This is a genomic window from Streptosporangium sp. NPDC003464 (genome assembly GCF_053588315.1).
The window spans coordinates 20,461-37,386 of record NZ_JBSFPS010000073.1; the positions used below are offsets into that span (position 1 = coordinate 20,461).

Annotated in this window: 16 protein-coding genes; 10 read left to right on the forward strand and 6 right to left on the reverse strand. The window is 72.4% G+C overall.

The genetic code is table 11. The features are described 5' to 3' along the window. The first annotated feature begins 120 nt into the window (after window positions 1-120). Together ACWDS7_RS18300 and ACWDS7_RS18305 are read left to right on the forward strand one after the other, a co-directional pair. Window positions 121-1,398: a M48 family metallopeptidase gene (locus ACWDS7_RS18300; protein ID WP_451930228.1), complete on the forward strand. Its 1,278-nt coding sequence runs from the start codon at window positions 121-123 to the stop codon at window positions 1,396-1,398. After that, the gene (locus ACWDS7_RS18305; protein ID WP_451930229.1) at window positions 1,395-2,516 is read left to right on the forward strand and encodes a glycosyltransferase family 4 protein; all 1,122 of its coding nucleotides are present in this window, start codon (window positions 1,395-1,397) and stop codon (window positions 2,514-2,516) included. The genes ACWDS7_RS18300 and ACWDS7_RS18305 overlap by 4 nt, the downstream gene beginning before the upstream one ends. 93 nt (window positions 2,517-2,609) lie before the next feature. On the opposite strand, the gene ACWDS7_RS18310 is transcribed toward ACWDS7_RS18305, so the two are convergent. Next, window positions 2,610-4,403, reverse strand: coding sequence for an AMP-dependent synthetase/ligase (locus ACWDS7_RS18310; RefSeq protein ID WP_451930230.1), 1,794 nt, complete (start codon window positions 4,401-4,403; stop codon window positions 2,610-2,612). A 211-nt stretch (window positions 4,404-4,614) separates the two neighbouring features. On the opposite strand from ACWDS7_RS18310, the gene ACWDS7_RS18315 reads away from it, so the two are divergent. From ACWDS7_RS18315 to ACWDS7_RS18345, 7 genes are all read left to right on the forward strand, one after another. After that, the gene (locus ACWDS7_RS18315; RefSeq protein ID WP_306857614.1) at window positions 4,615-5,382 is read left to right on the forward strand and encodes a metallophosphoesterase family protein; all 768 of its coding nucleotides are present in this window, start codon (window positions 4,615-4,617) and stop codon (window positions 5,380-5,382) included. A gap of 43 nt (window positions 5,383-5,425) precedes the next feature. Beyond that, window positions 5,426-5,863 carry an SRPBCC family protein gene (locus ACWDS7_RS18320; RefSeq protein WP_306857615.1) on the forward strand — a complete coding sequence of 146 codons (438 nt, stop codon included), beginning with the start codon at window positions 5,426-5,428 and terminating at the stop codon, window positions 5,861-5,863. Window positions 5,864-5,921: 58 nt separating this feature from the next. Continuing rightward, the gene (locus ACWDS7_RS18325; RefSeq protein ID WP_451930231.1) at window positions 5,922-7,091 is read left to right on the forward strand and encodes an ArsA family ATPase; all 1,170 of its coding nucleotides are present in this window, start codon (window positions 5,922-5,924) and stop codon (window positions 7,089-7,091) included. After that, on the forward strand, window positions 7,084-7,527 hold the full coding sequence (locus ACWDS7_RS18330) for a hypothetical protein (RefSeq protein ID WP_451930232.1): 444 nt from the start codon (window positions 7,084-7,086) through the stop codon (window positions 7,525-7,527). Before ACWDS7_RS18325 ends, ACWDS7_RS18330 begins: the two co-directional genes overlap by 8 nt. 45 nt (window positions 7,528-7,572) lie before the next feature. After that, window positions 7,573-8,517, forward strand: coding sequence for an ROK family glucokinase (locus ACWDS7_RS18335; RefSeq protein ID WP_306857618.1), 945 nt, complete (start codon window positions 7,573-7,575; stop codon window positions 8,515-8,517). 237 nt (window positions 8,518-8,754) lie between these two features. Next, complete coding sequence (locus ACWDS7_RS18340; RefSeq protein ID WP_451930239.1) at window positions 8,755-9,534, forward strand: endonuclease/exonuclease/phosphatase family protein; 780 nt, start codon at window positions 8,755-8,757, stop codon at window positions 9,532-9,534. 303 nt (window positions 9,535-9,837) lie between these two features. Further along, window positions 9,838-10,968 carry a hypothetical protein gene (locus ACWDS7_RS18345; protein WP_451930233.1) on the forward strand — a complete coding sequence of 377 codons (1,131 nt, stop codon included), beginning with the start codon at window positions 9,838-9,840 and terminating at the stop codon, window positions 10,966-10,968. Between the two features lie 3 nt (window positions 10,969-10,971). On the opposite strand, the gene ACWDS7_RS18350 is transcribed toward ACWDS7_RS18345, so the two are convergent. Next, window positions 10,972-11,439, reverse strand: coding sequence for a hypothetical protein (locus tag ACWDS7_RS18350; protein WP_451930234.1), 468 nt, complete (start codon window positions 11,437-11,439; stop codon window positions 10,972-10,974). Between the two features lie 66 nt (window positions 11,440-11,505). After that, window positions 11,506-12,270, reverse strand: coding sequence for an alpha/beta hydrolase (locus ACWDS7_RS18355; protein ID WP_451930235.1), 765 nt, complete (start codon window positions 12,268-12,270; stop codon window positions 11,506-11,508). Window positions 12,271-12,418: 148 nt separating this feature from the next. Between ACWDS7_RS18355 and ACWDS7_RS18360 the strand changes: the two genes are divergently transcribed. After that, a complete protein-coding gene (locus ACWDS7_RS18360; protein ID WP_306857627.1) occupies window positions 12,419-13,126 on the forward strand; it encodes a lysophospholipid acyltransferase family protein in 708 nt (235 codons plus the stop codon). Window positions 13,127-13,486: 360 nt separating this feature from the next. Here ACWDS7_RS18360 and ACWDS7_RS18365 read toward each other — a convergent pair whose 3' ends face one another. From ACWDS7_RS18365 to mmuM, 3 genes are all read right to left on the reverse strand, one after another. Continuing rightward, on the reverse strand, window positions 13,487-14,494 hold the full coding sequence (locus ACWDS7_RS18365) for a LacI family DNA-binding transcriptional regulator (protein ID WP_451930236.1): 1,008 nt from the start codon (window positions 14,492-14,494) through the stop codon (window positions 13,487-13,489). A 38-nt stretch (window positions 14,495-14,532) separates the two neighbouring features. After that, window positions 14,533-15,570 carry an acetylxylan esterase gene (locus ACWDS7_RS18370; RefSeq protein ID WP_451930237.1) on the reverse strand — a complete coding sequence of 346 codons (1,038 nt, stop codon included), beginning with the start codon at window positions 15,568-15,570 and terminating at the stop codon, window positions 14,533-14,535. A gap of 339 nt (window positions 15,571-15,909) precedes the next feature. After that, entirely contained in the window at window positions 15,910-16,782 is an 873-nt protein-coding gene (gene mmuM, locus ACWDS7_RS18375) for a homocysteine S-methyltransferase (RefSeq protein WP_451930238.1), read from the reverse strand. Between the last annotated feature and the right edge of the window lie 144 nt (window positions 16,783-16,926).

Here is a 16,926-nt window from a genome sequence, read left to right on the forward strand (position 1 = left end):
GGCCGCGGCGGACCGCCCGGTCCGCAGAGAGGTGCCGGCCGCGGCGGACCGCCCGGTCCGCAGAGAGGTGCCGGCCGCGGAGGGCGCGGCGGGCCGTCCGGTCCCGCGGGGAGGGCTGCGATGACGACGGTCGTGACGGAGGCGCGCCCGGGGGTCCGGGCGGCCGGGTGGGCGCTGGCCGCCCTCGGCGTGGCCACGCTGGCGATCGTGGCGCTGACCACGCCCTGGCGGGCCCTGCCCGCCGCGGCCCCGCCCGTCGCCCCGGACCCGGCCCGGGACTTCACCCCCGACCAGATCGCCCGCTCCGAGGTCTTCGACGCCGTGCTCAGCGCGCCCGCCTACCTGTCGCTGGGCCTGACCCTGGTGGTGGCCGGGCTCCTGGTGGCCACCCCGCTGGGCGCGCGGCTGCTGGGCCGGCTGCGGGGGCCGTGGTGGCTGCGGGTGCTGCTCGGCGTCCTCGCGCTGTCGGCGGCGACGCAGATCCTGCGCTGGCCGCTGGGCATGTGGTCGGAGACCTACCTGCGCGAGTTCGGCCTGTCCACCCAGCACTGGCCGGACTGGACGGCCGACCGGCTCAAGAACATCGGCATCCAGGCCGGGCTGAGTGCGATCATGGTGCTCGCGGTGGTGGCGCTGGCGCGCCGCTACCGGCGCTGGTGGATCCCCGCGGCCGTCGGCGCGTTCGTGCTGACCGTGGCCGCCTCCTTCACCTACCCGGTGCTGATCGAGCCGGTCTTCAACGACTTCACGCCGATGCCCGCCGGACAGCTCCGCGACGACCTGCTCGCCATGGCCGACCGCGACGGCGTGCCCGTCGAGGACGTCCTCGTCGCCGACGCCTCCCGGCGGACCACCGCGCTCAACGCCTACGTCTCCGGGTTCGGCGCGACCCGCAGGATCGTGGTCTACGACACGCTGCTGCGGGCCCCCGCGGACGAGGTCGAGCTGGTGGTCGCGCACGAGCTGGGCCACGCCAAGGCCGGTGACGTGCTGTACGGCACGCTCGTCGGCGGCCTGGGCGCGGCCTGCGGGGCGTGCCTGCTCTATCTGGTGACGTCCTGGGGGCCGGTACGGCGGCGCACCGGGATCGCCTCGGTGGCCGACCCGAGGGCGGCCGGCCTGCTGGTGGGGCTGCTGAGCCTGGCCACGGTCCTGTCCGGGCCGGCGCAGAACCTGGTCAGCAGGCACATCGAGGCCCGCGCCGACGCGCACGCGCTGGACCTGACCAGGGACCCGGCGGTGTTCGTGTCCATGCAGAAACGGCTGTCGGTCACCAACATCTCGGACCTGTCGCCGGACGGCGTCGAATACGTGCTCTACGTCTCACATCCCACCGCGCCGCAGCGCATCGCCATGGCGCGTTCCTGGGCCCTGCTGAACGGCATGCAGGAGCCGTGAACCGTGCGCTGATCGTCACCAACGACTTCCCGCCCAGAGCCGGCGGCATCCAGTCGTTCGTGCACGGTCTGGCCGCCTGCCTCCCGCCGGACTCGGTGACCGTCTACGCCCCGCGCTGGCCCGGCTGCGAGGCGTTCGACGCGCGGCAGCCGTATCCGGTCGTGCGGCACCCCACCTCGCTGATGCTGCCCACGCGCGGGGTCGCCCGCCGGGCCGCGGAGCTGGTCGCCGAGTCCAAGTGCGACACCGTGGTGTTCGGGGCGGCGGCCCCGCTGGGCCTGCTGGCGCCCAGGATGCGCGCCGCCGGGGCGGACCGCGTCGTCATGGTCACCCACGGCCACGAGGCCTCCTGGGCCCAGGTCCCGCTCGCCCGCCGCCTGCTGGCCAGGATCGGCGGCCACGCCGACGTGGTCACCTACCTGGGCGACTACACCCGGCAGCGGCTGGCCCGGGTGATCCCCGCCGGCAAGCTGGTACGGCTCGCGCCCGGCGTCGACACCGGGGTGTTCCGGCCGGACGCCGGTGGGGGACAGGTGCGCGCGGCACTGGGGCTGGGGGAGCGGCCGGTCGTGGTCTGCCTGTCGCGGCTGGTGCCGCGCAAGGGACAGGACGTCCTGCTGCGGGCCTGGCCCCAGGTGCTGCGGGCCGTGCCGGACGGCGTGCTGCTGCTCGTCGGCGGCGGGCCGTACCGCAGGACCCTGGAGCGGCTGGCCCGGCCGATGGGCGGCTCGGTCAGGATCACCGGGCCGGTGTCGGCGGCGTCGCTGCCCGCCCACCTCGCCGCCGGCGACGTGTTCGCCATGCCGTGCCGCACCCGGCTGGGCGGCATCGACGTGGAGGGGCTCGGCATCGTCTACCTGGAGGCCTCCGCCAGCGGGCTGCCGGTGGTGGCCGGCTCGTCGGGCGGGGCCCCCGACGCGGTGCTGCGGGGGGAGACCGGCCTGGTCGTGGACGGGACCTCCCCGGCCGAGGTGGCCGAGGCCCTGATCGGCCTGCTCAAGGATCCGGCGCGGGCCCGGGCGATGGGAGAGCGCGGACGCGAGTGGGTCACGCGCGAGTGGGACTGGGACCTCGTCGCCGCCCGCTTCGCCCGGCTGCTCGGATCGCCGCCCCCTTAGGGCGTGTCCCGTGGATCTCTCGCACCGGCCCGGCCGGCCCGCCGCGCCCGCCGGAGCGGACCGGGGACGCGGCGCCGGCCGTACAGGGGAGCGTCAGTTGTACAGGGAGTCGATGTGCTTGGCGAAGTCGCGCATCACGATGTTGCGCTTGACCTTGAGGGTCGGGGTGAGGTGGCCGCTCTCCTCGCTGATGTCGCTGTCGAGCACCACGAACCTCTTGATCTGCTCGGCCTTGGAGACCGATCGGTTGGCCCGGTCGACCGCCGTCTGCACCTCGGCGAGGATCGCCGGGTCGGCGCTGAGGTCGGCGAGGCCGGCCCCGGCCCTGCCGTTGGCCGCCTTCCACTGCTCCAGGGCCTCGGGGTCGAGGGTGATGAGCGCCGCGACGTACGGGCGGTCGTCGCCGACCACCATCGCCTGGCTGATCAGCGGGTGGGCCCGGATGAGGTCCTCCATCGGCGCGGGGGCGACGTTCTTGCCCGCGGCGGTGACGAGGATCTCCTTCTTGCGGCCCGTGATGCGCAGGTAGCCGTCCTTGTCGAGCTCGCCGACGTCGCCGGTGTGGAACCAGCCGTCGGCGTCGATCACCTCGGCGGTGGCCTTCTCGTCCTCCCAGTAGCCGCCGAAGACGTGACGGCCCTTGACCAGCACCTCGCCGTCGTCGCCGATGCCGATCGTGACGCCGGGGAACGGCTTGCCGACGGTGCCGATCTTGTTGGCGCCCGGCATGTTGACCGCCGAGGGGGCGGAGGTCTCGGTCAGGCCCCAGCCCTCGAAGACCTCGATGCCCACGCCGCGGAAGAAGTGGGCCAGCCGCTCGCCCAGGGCCGAGCCGCCGGACACCGCGGCCGACAGCCTGCCTCCGGTGGCCGCGCGGAGCTTGCCGTACACCAGCTTGTCGAACAGGGCGTGCTTGACCTTGAGGCCGAGGCCGGGCCCGCCCGCCGACTGCGCCCGGCTCCAGGCGATGGCGGTGGCGGCGGCGGCGTGGAAGATCTTGCCCTTGCCGTCGCCCGCGGCCTTCTGCTCGGCGCCGTTGTAGACCTTCTCGAACACCCGGGGCACGCCCAGCAGGAACGTCGGCCGGAAGCCCTGCAGGTCGGGGGCGACGTTCTTCATGTTGGGGGTGTGCGCGAGCACCGTGCCCGTCTCGACCAGCACGACCTGGATCATGCGGGCGAAGACGTGCGCGAGCGGCAGGAACAGCAGCGCCGCCCGGCCGTCCACGGTGAACAGCTGGTCCAGCGGGCCCGCCGCCACGTTCCTGGCGGTGAACAGCAGGTTGTCGTGGGACAGGGCGCAGCCCTTGGGCCGGCCGGTGGTGCCCGAGGTGTAGACGATGGTGGCCAGGTCGGCGATGCCGCGGCCGGTCCTGCGCCCGGTCAGCGTCTCGTCGGGGACCTCGGCGCCGTCGGCGCTCAGCCCGTCGAGCGCGCCGTCGTCGATGCGCCACAGGTGCTTGAAGCCGGGCAGCTCGGCCAGCGCCTCACGGAGGGTCTCCTCGTGCGACTCCAGCTCCACGAAGGCGGCCTCCGCGCCGCTGTTGGCGACGATCCACTTGACCTGGTCGGCGGAGGAGGTCTCGTAGATCGGCACGCTGACCGCGCCGGCGGCCCAGATCGCGTAGTCGATCACGGTCCACTCGTAGCGGGTGCGTGACATCAGGGCGATCCGGTCACCGGGCTCGATCCCGGCCGTGATCAGTCCCTTCGCGACCGCGGCGACCTGGTCGCGGAACTCCCCGGCGGTGACAGCGACCCAGTCGTCGCCGACCTTGCGGCGCAGGCAGACGGTGCCCGGCTCCCGTTCGGCGCGCTGGAACACCGTGTCGGTCAGGTTGGCGGAGGCGGGGACATCCACCAGTACGGGGACGCTGTACTCGCGCACGGGTCACTCCTGAAGACGCACGGATCGATGGGCTGCCTGGAAGCTATCGCGATAAGTTACGCACGGGTAGATCCGTTACCCAGGCGTTGCCGAGGGCGATTTCACGGTATCAGCCTCATCTCGCGGGCTCCTCGGGCTGACCTTCCGCCACTGATGTCGCATCCGAGTTGTTACTTATGTCCGTATTTAACGGTTGGTTAGGATGTCCGGCATGCGGGTTCATGTCGTCAGCGATGTGCACGGGAAGGCCGACGCCCTGGCGCGTGCGGGGGAGGGCGCCGACGCGCTCGTCTGCCTGGGCGACCTGATCCTGTTCATCGACTACGACGACCACTCCCAGGGCATCTTCCCCGAGCTGTTCGGGCGGGAGAAGGCCACCCGGTTCATCGCGCTGCGCACGGCCAAGCGGTTCGACGAGGCGCGGGCGATGTCGGCGGAGCTGTGGGCGTCGCTGGACGGCGACCCCCGCGACCACATCGAGCGCTCCGTCCGCCGGCAGTACCGCGAGATCTTCGCCGCCATGCCGACCCCGGCCTATCTCACCCACGGCAACGTGGACCTGCCGCGCTACTGGCCCGAATACCTCAGGGAGGGCCACCACGTGCTCGACGGGCAGACCGTGGAGATCGGCGGCCTCCGCTTCGGCTTCGTCGGGGGCGGGCTGCGCACGCCGTACCGGACGCCGAACGAGATCGACGACGAGGAGTTCGCGCGCAAGGTCGAGGCCGTGGGAGAGGTGGACGTGCTGTGCTGCCACATCCCTCCGGCCGTCCCCGAGCTGCTCTACGACGTGGTCGCCCGGCGCTTCGAGCGGGGCAGCGAGGCCACCCTGGAGGCGATCAAGCGGACCCAGCCGCGCTACGCCCTGTTCGGCCACGTGCACCAGCCCCTGACCGCCCGCACGCGCATCGGCAGGACCGAGTGCCTCAACGTCGGCCACTTCCGCGGCAGGGGAGTCCCTTTCGTGCTGGAGTGGTGAGCCAGACGTTCGCCTGGGAACGATGAACGAGTACGGTAACCCCATGGCTGATCGCACCACTTCGAGCATCATGATCGGCGCCGGCCGATCGCCCATCATGACGGTGATCGCCGACTTCGCCTCATACCCGGAGTGGGCGGGTCAGGTGAAGTCCGCGCGGGTCCTGTCCACCGACGAGGACGGACGCCCGGCGACGGTCCGGTTCGTCCTGGACGCCGGCGTGATCAGCGACGAATACACCCTGGCCTACACCTGGCACGGCGAGGACTCCGTCGGCTGGAACATCGCCGAGGCGGGGAAGATGGTCTCCGGGCTCACCGGGAGTTACCGCCTGACCGACGGGGGCAGTGGCACCGAGGTGACATACGAACTCGCCGTGGACCTCAAGGTCCCGATGATCGGCATGATCAAGCGGAAGGCGGAGAAGGTCATCATCGACACCGCCCTGAAGGGGCTGAAGAAGCGCGTCGAGGCCTCGTGAGGGAGCCGGGCGGACGCTCCCGCCGGGCCGGGGCCACGCCGGCCGGCGGGGAGGGCGCGTGAGCAGGGTCCTGCTGTTCACCGGCAAGGGCGGCGTCGGCAAGACGACCGCCGCGGCCGCCACCGCCACGCTCGCGGCCCGGTCGGGGCACAAGACGCTGGTGGTCTCCACCGACACCGCCCACTCGCTCGCCGACGCGCTCGGCGCGAGCGCCGGCGACGGGCCCACCGAGGTCTCGCCCGGCCTCTACCTGCACCAGGTCGACACCCAGCAGGCGCTGGAGCGCCAGTGGGGCGACCTGCGCGACTACACCCGGGGCCTGTTCGCCGAGCTGGGCCTGGACGAGGTCACCGCCGAGGAGATCACGGTCCTGCCGGGCGCCGACGAGGTCATCGCCCTGCTGGAGCTGCGCGAGCAGGCCCGCAGCGGCCGCTGGGACGTCATCGTCGTCGACTGCGCGCCCACCGCCGAGACGCTCCGGCTGCTCGCCCTGCCCGAGGCCCTCGACTGGCACGTCAACCGGCTGCTGCCGGTCGGCAGGCGGCTGCTGCGCACCCTCTCCCCGCTGATCCGCCGGGTGGCGCAGGTCAGCGTGCCCGAGGACCACGTGGTCGGCGCGGGGGAGCGCCTCCACCGGGGCCTGCTGGAGGTCCGCGAGCTGCTCACCGGTCCCGACGCCAGCGTCCGGCTGGTGCTCACCCCCGAGGCCGTCGTGCTGGCCGAGGCCCGCCGCACGCTCACCTCCCTCAGCCTGTACGGCTACCGCGTCGACGCGGTGATCGCCAACCGGGTCTTCCCGGCCGAGGGCGCCGACCCGTGGCGGCGGCGGTGGGTGGAGGCCCAGGCCAGGCACCTGGCCGACGTCGAGCAGTCCTTCGCCCCGCTGCCCATCCACACCGTGCCCTACCTGGACGCCGAGCCCGTCGGCGCCGCCGCCCTCGCCCAGGTCGCCGAGGCCATGTACGGCCAGGGTGACCCCTTCGCCCCGCCCACCGTGGACCCGCCGCTGCGGATCACCCCCGAGGGCGAGCTGATCCTGGCCCTGCCGCTCGCCGAGAAGGGCGAGGTGGACCTGGCCCGCAAGGGCGACGAGCTGATCGTCGACGCGGGCCCCTACCGCCGGGTCCTGGCCCTGCCCGCCGCCCTGGCCCGCAGGCCCGTGCGAGAGGCCGTGCTCCGTGACGGCCTTCTCCGGGTACGGTTCCAGACGGGAGGGCCTGATGACTGAGAAGACCGAGAAGACCGAGAAGCCCGGCAGTGACAGAGACCCGTTGGGCAGCGCGGCCGAAGAGGCGTTCAAGCTCTTCGACACGCTCCAGCAGAGAGCGGCCAAGGAACTGCGCAAAAACCTGATCAAGGGCACGATGACCGGGTTCGGCAGCGCTTTCTCCAGCGGCACGGGCCGTGGCGGCGGCCGGGACGTGTGGGAGGAGGCGGTCTCCGAGCATGACGAATACATCTGCCGGGCCTGCCCCGTCTGCCGGGCCATGGCCGCCCAGCGCGAGTCCGGCGGGGCGGTCGCCGACCACCTGATGCAGGCCGGCAGCGAGCTGTTCGCCGCGTTCAAGTCGGCCGTCGACGGACTCAACAAGCCCACGCCCGGGCAGCGGGCGCGGGAGCGCGGCAGGGAAGAGACCCCCGTGGAGCACATCGACCTGGGGTGAGCCCAGGGGGAGACCTGGGACGGACCCAGGGGAAAAGGGTGGACAATGGCGCTGACCATCGGCGTTGACATCGGCGGGACCAAGGTCGCGGCGGGCGTCGTGGACGAGGACGGCCGGATCGTCGAGCATCTTCTGCGGCCCACCCCGGCCACCAACCCCGAGCAGGTCGCCGAGACGATCGCCGAGGCCGTCCGGGAGCTGTCCAAGGGCAGGGAGATCGAGGCCGTGGGTCTCGGCGCCGCCGGGTTCGTCGACGAGACCCGGTCCATCGTGCACTTCGCGCCCAACCTGGCCTGGCGCGAGGAGCCGCTGCAGAAGAAGGTCTCCGACCTCGTCGGCCTGCCCGTCGTGGTGGAGAACGACGCCAACGCGATGGCCTGGGGCGAGGCCAAGTTCGGCGCCGGGCGCGGTGAGAGCCACCTGGTCTGCGTGACCATCGGCACGGGCATCGGCGGCGGGATGATCTTCGACGGCTCGCTCTACCGGGGCCGCTGGGGCATGGGCGCCGAGCTCGGCCACATGCAGGTGGTCCCCGAGGGGCGCCTGTGCGGGTGCGGCAACCTCGGCTGCTGGGAGCAGTACGCCAGCGGCAACGCCCTGGTCGCCGAGGCCAGGGCGATCGCCGAGGCCGACCCGGCGCGCGCCGCCGGACTGCTGGAGATCGCCGGCGGCACCCCCGAGCAGATCGAGGGTCATGAGGTCACCGAGGCGGCCAGGCAGGGAGACCCGGCCGCGCTGGCCGCCTTCTCCACGATGGCCGACTGGCTGGCCCAGGGTCTGGACGATCTCGCCGCCGTCCTCGACCCCGGGTGCTTCGTCCTGGGCGGCGGCGTCTCGCGCGCCGCCGACCTCTGGATCGACCAGGTCCGCGAGGCCTACGCCCGCAACCTGACCGGCCGGGGGCACCGTCCCGTGGCCGACATCCGCCTGGCCGAGCTGGGCGCGTCGGCGGGTCTGGTCGGCGCGGCGGACCTCGCCCGGAGCCGCTGAGGCGCTGCTCCGGCATCGGAGGACGTCGGGGCGGGGTCATGCGCGCACCGGAGCACCGGAGGCGTGGCGGATCCCGCCGGAGGCGTTGAGGCGATGCTTCCAAGCGGTTGAGGCGGTGCTCTCGCGCGCCGGAGGCTGGAGTCGTGGCGGGGGCCCTGGTACGCCGGGGTCCGCACGGTTACGCTCGCGGCAGGTTTCATCACGTTTCATGGCGTTTTGTCGGGTGAGGCAGCCGTGGTGCTCAGAGTCGCCAGCTACAACGTGCGCTCCATGAAAGACGACGTCGCCGCGCTGGGGCGGGTGATCACCGCGCTCCACGCCGACGTGCTCTGCGTGCAGGAGGCCCCCCGGTTCCTGTGCTGGCGCCGCCGGCGCAGGCGGCTGGCCGCCTCCGGCGGGCTCACCGTGGCGGCGGGCCGCCGTCCGGGTGGGGTGGCCGTGCTGGTCGGCCCGGGCGTACGGCTGCTGCACGGTGAGGGGCACCTGCTGAAGTTCTTCTTCGGCCTGGAGCGGCGGGCGATCGCGATCGCCGTGGTGGAGGCCGGAGGGCGGCGGGTGGCCGTCGGCTCCGTCCACCTCGACCTCCACGAGGGCGCCCGGCTGCACCACGCGGGGGAGGCGCTGGCCCTGCTGCGGGCCGCCGCCGACCGGTTCGGCGCGCTGCCGGTGCTCGCCGGGGACATCAACGAGCACTCCGAGGGGCCGTCCTGGCGCCATCTGGCCGGGCACCTGACCGACTGCTACCCGGTCTCGCCGCGCGGTGACGGCTTCACCTTCCCCGCCCGGGGGCCCAGGCACCGCATCGACGCGATCTTCGCGGTGGCCGGGCTCCCGGTCCTCTCCTGCGGCGGGGCCGAGGCCGATCCGGCCGATCTGGCGGCGGCCACCGACCATCTACCGGTGGTCGCCGAACTGGGCGGCCCGCTCCCCCGGGACGGCGAGCGCCCGGAGCGCGTCCAGGGCCGGAGCGGCGCGCTCGAGGAGACGGAGCGCCCGGAGCCTCCCGGCGGCCGGTAGGCGGGGCGGCGCGGGGGCGAGCGCTCTGACGGCCGCCGCCTGGGAGGGGACGGGGTGTCCCGGTGGCCGGTAGGCGGGGCGGCGTGGGGGCGAGTGCTCTGGCGGCGGCCGCCTGGGAAGGAGCGGGGCGCCCGGGGCCTCCCGGTGGCCGGTGGGCACGAGGGCGCGGGGTGCCTGGAGCGTCTGGAGTGTCCTGGTGGGGCGGGGTCTGCGACCGTGCCGGCGTCCGGCCGGGCGCTCCGCCGGGACGGCAACCTGGGGGAGCGGCATACGCCGGCCGAGCGTGGCCCTTACCATTTGAACATGACCCGTCGCCTTCCGCGGCGTGCGCTGGCGCTGTGCGTGGGAGGCCTGCTCCTGCTGTCCTCGCGCCTGCCCGCCGCCCATGCCGAGCCTGTCAGTCCGCCCGCGGTGGAGGCATGGCAGGCGCCGACCAGCGCGCGGCTGAGCAGCGACGGGTCGCTGTCGGACGTGGCCGGGGCCTCGGCCACCAGCGTCTGGGCGGTGGGCCAGCAGAGCGTCTGGGACATCTGGCAGAGCCGCGGCGCGATCACCCACTGGGACGGCGCGAGCTGGACCGAGGTCGGCATCCGCAACGACCCCACCGGGGCGGCGCTGCTGCGCTCGGTCGCGGCCGCCTCCCCGACCGAGCTGTGGGCCGTCGGCGAGGGCCACGACAGCCTCCCCTACCTGGCCAGGGGCGACGGGACGGGCTTCGACCGGGTCACCGTCGACAGCATGCGCGTGGGCGACTGGCTGGGCGGGGTGGCGGCCACCCCGGACCGGATGGTCGCGGTCGGCCGCCGCGACAGGCAGCCGCTCGTCGTCAGCGGCGGCGGCGGCGGCAAATGGAAGATCAGCCAGCTCAAGGGGAAGGGCACGCTGTACGGCGTGGCCCTGGCCGGCAAGAGCGAGGGGTGGGCGGTAGGCGACACCGGCGGCAGGCCGCTGGTCACGAGGCTGTCCGGCGGGCGCTGGAAGCCCTACCAGATCCCGGACATCCCCGGCGGCTACCTGCGCGACATCTACCTCGACGGGTCGAAGCGGGCGCTGGCCGTCGGCGGCGTCTACGACGACTCCGGCAGGGCCCGTCCGCTGATCCTGTCCTGGAACGGCAAGAAGTGGTCCCAGGTGACCCCGCCCGACGGCGACGTGCGCCTGTACGGCGTGACGGGCGACGGCAAGGGCCACTTCTGGATCTCCGGAGTGGACCTGGAGCAGCCCGGCGAGGCGTTCCTGCTCCGCTACGACGGCCACACGGTCAGGGCGCTGCGCGGCGCCGCCACCGTCGCCCAGCGGACGGTCAGGCTCCAGTCGGTGACCTACCTGCCGGGCACCGGCACGGTGCTGACCGTGGGCCACGTGGTCGACGCCAACGGCCGCTACACCGACGTGATCGAGCGGCTCGGCACGTCGGGGCGGGCCAAGCCGTAGCGGTCAGATGACCGCGCCGTCGTCCCAGCCGGAGTCGTTGGGCGGGCCGTCGCCCATCCGCACCACCAGCGCCACGAAGCCGCCGATGAACGCCGCGACCGCGGTGAACAGCATCCAGCCCTGCAGGTTCCAGTTCAGGGCGGCGCTGAGCAGCAGGTAGGCCGGGCCACCGAAGAGGGCCAGCCAAGCGATCTTGGTGGTGGTGTCCGTCTTGGGCAGCGGGGGCGGCGGCGGGGGCACGTAGTGACCCTCGTCGTCGGGGTCCGCCTGCTCGGGACCGGCGTCGGGGAAGTCCTCCTCGGCCGGTGGGGGCCTGTCCTCGTCCGACTGCTTGACCACCCGTCGGGGAGGCTCGGAGGGCAGGTTCTCGCTGTCCGGCCACGGCTGGTCGGCCGAGTCGCGTACAGCGGTGTCGTTGAAGGACGCGACGATCTGACGCCAGACCTCGTCCTCATCGCTTTGAGGTGTCACTTAGCTGGGCTCGTTACTCATCGGCCGGCCACTTCCTCCTGGAAACCGCGCATCCCCCACCCGTGATCAGTCTCTCTGCAAGGGTACCGAGGTGTTCGCGTGGACGAACTCCAGGCTCCCGGTAAAGATCTGATCCGCGTCGTTGTCGAGCGTCGCGACGTGGTAGCTGTTGTTGAGCTCCACCACATTAAGATTCCCCCCGCTCAGCCTCTCACGCAGAATACGCACACTGGTCGGTTTCACCACATGGTCCTGCGGGCTGTGGAAGACCAGCACCGGCTGGGTGACCTTGCCCAGCTCCGCCTGGGTCAGCGCCCACAGCCGGGGAAGGGTGGCCGCGGCCCTGACCGGTGTGCGTGTGTAGCCTAGCTCGGTCGCCCCCTCCTTCTTGATGTCGCCCGCCACGCCCGGCACCGACGGGACCACCAGCCGCAGCAGCGGCGCCAGTCTGAGCAGCGGCACGTCGTTGGCGACCGACGGGTTGACGATCACCAGCCCCCTGATCCCCGCCCCGTGGACCTGGGCCAGCCGCAGCGCCATGCACCCGCCCAGCGACAGGCCCATCACGAAGACCTCGGAGCAGCGGCCCCGCAGGTCCGCCAGGGTCTTGTCCAGCTCGGCGTACCAGTCCTCCCAGCGGGTGCGGCTCATCTCCTGCCAGGTGGTGCCGTGGCCGGGCAGCCGGGGCAGCGCCACGGTCAGGCCCGCCGCGGCCAGGTGTTCGCCCCACGGGCGCAGCGACTGGGGCGATCCGGTGAATCCATGGCAGAGCAGGACGCCGATCTGACCACCTTTATGGTGGTACGGCTCCGCGCCGGGCATGACTGGCATCGCAGCTCCTTGTAAGGTTCGCCCGATCGTCGCACGAGTGGGGCGTATTTTGCGAGAGGTCGATTTGAGTGGTTTCGCGGTGTAGTTGGTCGGCGCCGGAGGTGCGAAGATAACTCAAGGTCCCGCCTGTCAACCGAAGGAGCCTCACGTGTTCTACTGGGTGGTGAAGGCCATCCTCTGGCCCTTCCTCCATCTCGTCTTCCGTCCGTGGGCGGAGGGCGTGAAGAACGTGCCCAAGGAGGGTCCGGTAATCCTGGCGGGCAACCACCTGTCATTCGCCGACCATTTCTTCGGGGCACTCTTCCTGCCGCGCAAGGTGATCTCTCTCGGCAAGTCCGACTACTTCACCGGCCGCGGACTCAAGGGCGTCCTCAGCCGGGCCTTCTTCAGCGGTGTGGGCACCGTCCCGATCGACCGCTCGGGCGGCAAGGCCAGCGAGGCGGCGCTCCGCACCGGCAAGCGCATCCTCAGCGAGGGCCAGGTGCTCGCCATCTATCCCGAGGGCACCCGCTCCCACGACGGCCGCCTCTACAAGGGCAAGACCGGGGTGGCCCGGCTGGCGCTGGAGGCGCGGGTGCCGGTCGTCCCGTGGGCGATGGTCAACACCTTCGAGATGATGCCCCCCGGCCGTCCCGTGCCCAAGCTGGGCATCCGCCCGGGGGTGAGGTTCGGCAAGCCGCTCGACTTCTCCCGCTACTACGGGATGGAGGAGGACCGCCTCGTCCTGCGCGCCGTCACCGACGAGATCATGTACGCGCTGATGGAGCTGTCCGGCCAGGAATACGTCGACAAATACGCCGCAAGCGCCAAGGTCGAGGCCGCCCGCGCCGCCAAGGAAGCCGGCAGGCGCCGCTGACGGTCCCCGGTCCCGCCCGGCTGACGGTTCCAGGCCCGCTTCCGATCCGTCGGTCAATGATCGGCAGCACTCATGGCGAATCACCGCATTCAATGATTTCGGCGCTAATAAAATAGTTAAAGCGGATATGGGGAATAAATGGGGATTGGCAGGATTTAGGGCACTTCTGCCTGGTGGTCCGCAGACCGGCCCCGAGAATGACCGGCCGGGACGGCTCCACCCGGCCGGTAACCGCCGAACGAGGAGAATTCGGGAAGGCCGCCGTGACATCGACGGCTCCGGCGGCGACCGCCCCGCATCCGCGGCACCGGGACGGACCCGGGCGGAGGGCGCCGGTGAGGGGTCAGGGCCGCCGCGGGGTCAGCGGGTCGACTCGCGGACGACCAGCTCCGGCTGGAACATGATCTGCTGGTGCGCGTGGGACTCCGGGTTGTCGCACTCGTCGAGCAGCAGCTCGGTGGCGACCCGGCCCAGCCGGTGGGTCGGCTGCCGGATCGAGCTGAGCGAGACCGCCGAGGCCGAGGCGAAGTCGATGTCGTCGTAGCCGATGAGCGCGACGTCCTCGGGCACCCGGACGCCGGCCTGGAGCAGCCCGCGCAGCATGCCGAGGGCCAGCAGGTCGTTGGCGCAGAACACGGCGTCCGGCAGCCGCCCCTCGAAGATCATCTTCTCGGCCGCCGCCTGACCCGCCCTGGCGTTCATCGCGTCCGTCTCGATCTCCACCAGCGCCTCTCCCGGGTCGCGGCCCGCCGCCGCCAGCGCCCGCTCGGCCCCGGTCCGCCGGTCGAGGCACTGGCGGACCGTGAGCGGCCCGGTGACGTAGGTGATCCGCCCGGCCCCGCCGCTCAACAGGTGGGAGACCGCCAGGGCGCCGCCGGTGACGTCGTTGACCGCGACGGAGCACTGGTCGGCCCGCTCGGCGGGGTGGTCCACCAGCACCACGCTGATGCCGTGCTCCCTCAGCCGGTCGAGCCTGGTGAGGTTGGCCCCCGCCGGGGTGATGAGCACCCCCCGGACCCGCTGCTCGGCGAAGACCAGCAGGTTGCGCTCCTCCTTGAGCCGGTCGCCCGAGGAGTTGCCCAGGATCACCGCGTATCCGCGCTCGCTGGCCCCCTCCTCCACGCCCGCCGCCACGTCGGTGAAGAACGGGTTGCCGATGTCGATGACCGACAGGCCGATGGTGCGGCTGTGCCCGGCCCGCAGGCTGGAGGCCGAACCGTGGCGGACGAACGCGAGCTCGCGGATGGCCCCCTCCACCCGCACGCGCGTGGATTCGGCGACCTTCTCGGGCCGGTTGAGCACGTTGGACACCGTGCCGGGGGAGACGCCGGCACGTGCCGCGACATCCTTGATGCTCACCGAACTCATGGGCATTGATTAAAACGTAACAAACCTCGGTGCGCCAATCATGGCGTCAGCGCTCCGGACGGCTCGGCCGCGGTTTCCGTCCGGAGGGCCGCGCCGGTGACGGGCGACAGGCCGGCCAGCAGGTCCCGCGCGGCCTTGAGGTGCTCGGCCACCTGGGCGGATTCGCCGCCCTCGTGGGCGTTGAAGTGCCACACGCGGATGTCCTTGGGGCCCGCGTGGTGGTTGTAGGCGGCGAACACGGTGGAGGCGGGGGTGACGCCGTCGCGCAGGCCCACCGAGAAGAGGGCGGGGGTGGTGTTGCGGGCGGCGAAGTTCATGCCGTCGAAGTGGTCGAGAGTGGCGAAGACCTGGTCGAGGCGGTGCCGGTGGTTCTTGAGGAAGCGGCCGATCTCGGCGTAGGGCTCCTCGTCGGTGATCTCGGCGGCGCGGCGGATGTGGGACATGAACGGCACGTCGATGAAGGCGAACAGCAGGTCCGGGACCAGGGCGCTGACGGCCATCGCCAGGGCGCCGCCCTGGCTGCTGCCCGAGACCACGACGCGGGAGGGGTCCACCAGCGGGTGGGCGCGGGCGGCCTCGACGGCGCGGACGCCGTCGGCGTACAGGCGGCGGTAGTAGTAGTCGTCGGGGTCGAGCACGCCCTGGGTGAGCTTGCCGTGGACCTGGCCCCAGGTGCCGCCGACCGGGTCGGCGGTCTCGCCCGCGCGCCAGCCGCCGCCCTGCCCCCGGGAGTCCATCACGAGGACCGCCCACCCGGCCACCGGCCAGGTCAGCCAGTCGTGCGGCATGCCCCGGCCGCCGTTGTAGCCGATGTACTGCACCACGCACGGCAGCGGCCCCTCGGCCGCGGCGGGGACCAGCAGCCAGCCCCGGATCTCGTGCCCGCCGAAGCCCGCGTAGCGGACGTCGAAGCAGCGCACCAGCGCCAGGTCCGTCTCCACCTCGGTGAAGACGGGGGCCAGGTCATGCAGCCGCGTCTCGGCCAGGGTCCGCTCCCAGAAGGCGTCGAACCCGGCGGGTTCCCGGAGCTCGGGGCGGTAGTTCCTGAGCTGCTCGAGGGGCATGTCGACGAACAAGAAATCTCCCGACTGTGAGTCGTTCCTCGGCGGGGGCCGAGATGGGTTCGACGGCGTCCGGGCGGCCCCGGCGGGCGGTGCGCGACACCATTGGTAATTGTGTCCACTTCTGGGGTGATACGCCAGGGTCGTCCGACGGTGCCCCGCCGTGGCCGACGATGCCTCGCCGTGGCCGATGGCGCCCCGCCGTGGCCGGCGGGGCGCCGTCGCGGAGTTTCGGACGGCCGCACCCGGATGTTGACAGCGGCGCGTCCCGCGTAACTTCGCCGGCGGTTTTATTAAAACGTTTTTATCAGGCCGGACTTTCAGGCGGTGGAGGGCTCCGCCGGGGCCGGGCTCTCAGGCGGTGGGCGGCTCCGCCAGGTGGGCGCGGATCTGGCGGATGTGCTCGGGGGTGGTGCGGCAGCAGCCGCCGACGAAGGCGGAGCCCGCGGCGTGCCACCCGGCCGCCGCCGCGCCGAACTCGACCGGATCGGTCAGCCCCAGCCAGCGGCGGTCCACGGCGTCCCACGTCTCGCCGGAGTTGGGGTAGACCATCACCGGCTTGCCCTCGATCCGGCCGATGAGGCTGGGGATGTGGCGCGGGGCCGTGCAGTTGACACCGACGGCGATCACCTGCCGGTCGCCGGCGAACAGCGCGGCGGCCTCCTTGAGCGGGGTGCCGTCGCTGATGTGCTCGCCGTCGCGGCAGGAGAAGCTCACCCAGGCCCGGGTCCCGGGCGTCTCGGCCAGCAGTCGGGCCAGCGCTCTGGCCTCGGCGTAGGACGGGATGGTCTCGCAGGCCAGCAGGTCGGCCCCGCTGCCGGCCAGGATGTGCCAGCGGTCGCGGTGCCAGTCGGCGAGGCCGTCCTCGTCGAGGTCGTAGTCGCCGGTGTATTCGGCGCCGTTGGCCAGGTAGGCCCCGTAGGGTCCGACGCTGGCGGCCACCGTGCCGGTGCCGTGGGAGTCCCTGGCCTCGGCGGCCAGCCGTACCGACAGCAGGATCAGCTCCTCTGCCTCGGCCGCGCTCAGCCCCCGGCGCATGAACGCCGGGATGCTCGCCTGATAACTCGCGGTGGTCGCCACCTCGGCTCCGGCGGCGAAGTAGTCGAGATGCGCCTGCCTGATCACCGAGGGGTTCTCCATCAGGAGCTTGGCCGACCAGAGCTCGTCCCGCAGGTCGGCGCCGAGCGCCTCCAGATGTGTGGCCAGTCCGCCGTCCAGAATTACCATTTCGCTACTTTATGTCACTTCTGTCGGCGTTCCGGCTCGCCGGCGATCTCCACGGGGTCCCGCGCCGCCGTGGCCCCCCTCACGATCTCGGCATGCGGCTCGTCGGAGACCGCCGGCGCCGGCAGCAGCGCCAAGCCCGCCGCC

Coding starts and splice junctions, on each gene's coding strand:
- ACWDS7_RS18315 (WP_306857614.1), top strand. CDS start 4,615: ATGCGGGTTCATGTCGTCAGCGATGTGCACGGGAAGGCCGACGCCCTG.
- ACWDS7_RS18345 (WP_451930233.1), top strand. CDS start 9,838: ATGACCCGTCGCCTTCCGCGGCGTGCGCTGGCGCTGTGCGTGGGAGGC.
- ACWDS7_RS18330 (WP_451930232.1), top strand. CDS start 7,084: ATGACTGAGAAGACCGAGAAGACCGAGAAGCCCGGCAGTGACAGAGAC.
- ACWDS7_RS18320 (WP_306857615.1), top strand. CDS start 5,426: ATGGCTGATCGCACCACTTCGAGCATCATGATCGGCGCCGGCCGATCG.
- ACWDS7_RS18355 (WP_451930235.1), bottom strand. CDS start 12,270: ATGCCAGTCATGCCCGGCGCGGAGCCGTACCACCATAAAGGTGGTCAG.
- ACWDS7_RS18335 (WP_306857618.1), top strand. CDS start 7,573: ATGGCGCTGACCATCGGCGTTGACATCGGCGGGACCAAGGTCGCGGCG.
- mmuM (WP_451930238.1), bottom strand. CDS start 16,782: ATGGTAATTCTGGACGGCGGACTGGCCACACATCTGGAGGCGCTCGGC.
- ACWDS7_RS18300 (WP_451930228.1), top strand. CDS start 121: ATGACGACGGTCGTGACGGAGGCGCGCCCGGGGGTCCGGGCGGCCGGG.
- ACWDS7_RS18365 (WP_451930236.1), bottom strand. CDS start 14,494: ATGAGTTCGGTGAGCATCAAGGATGTCGCGGCACGTGCCGGCGTCTCC.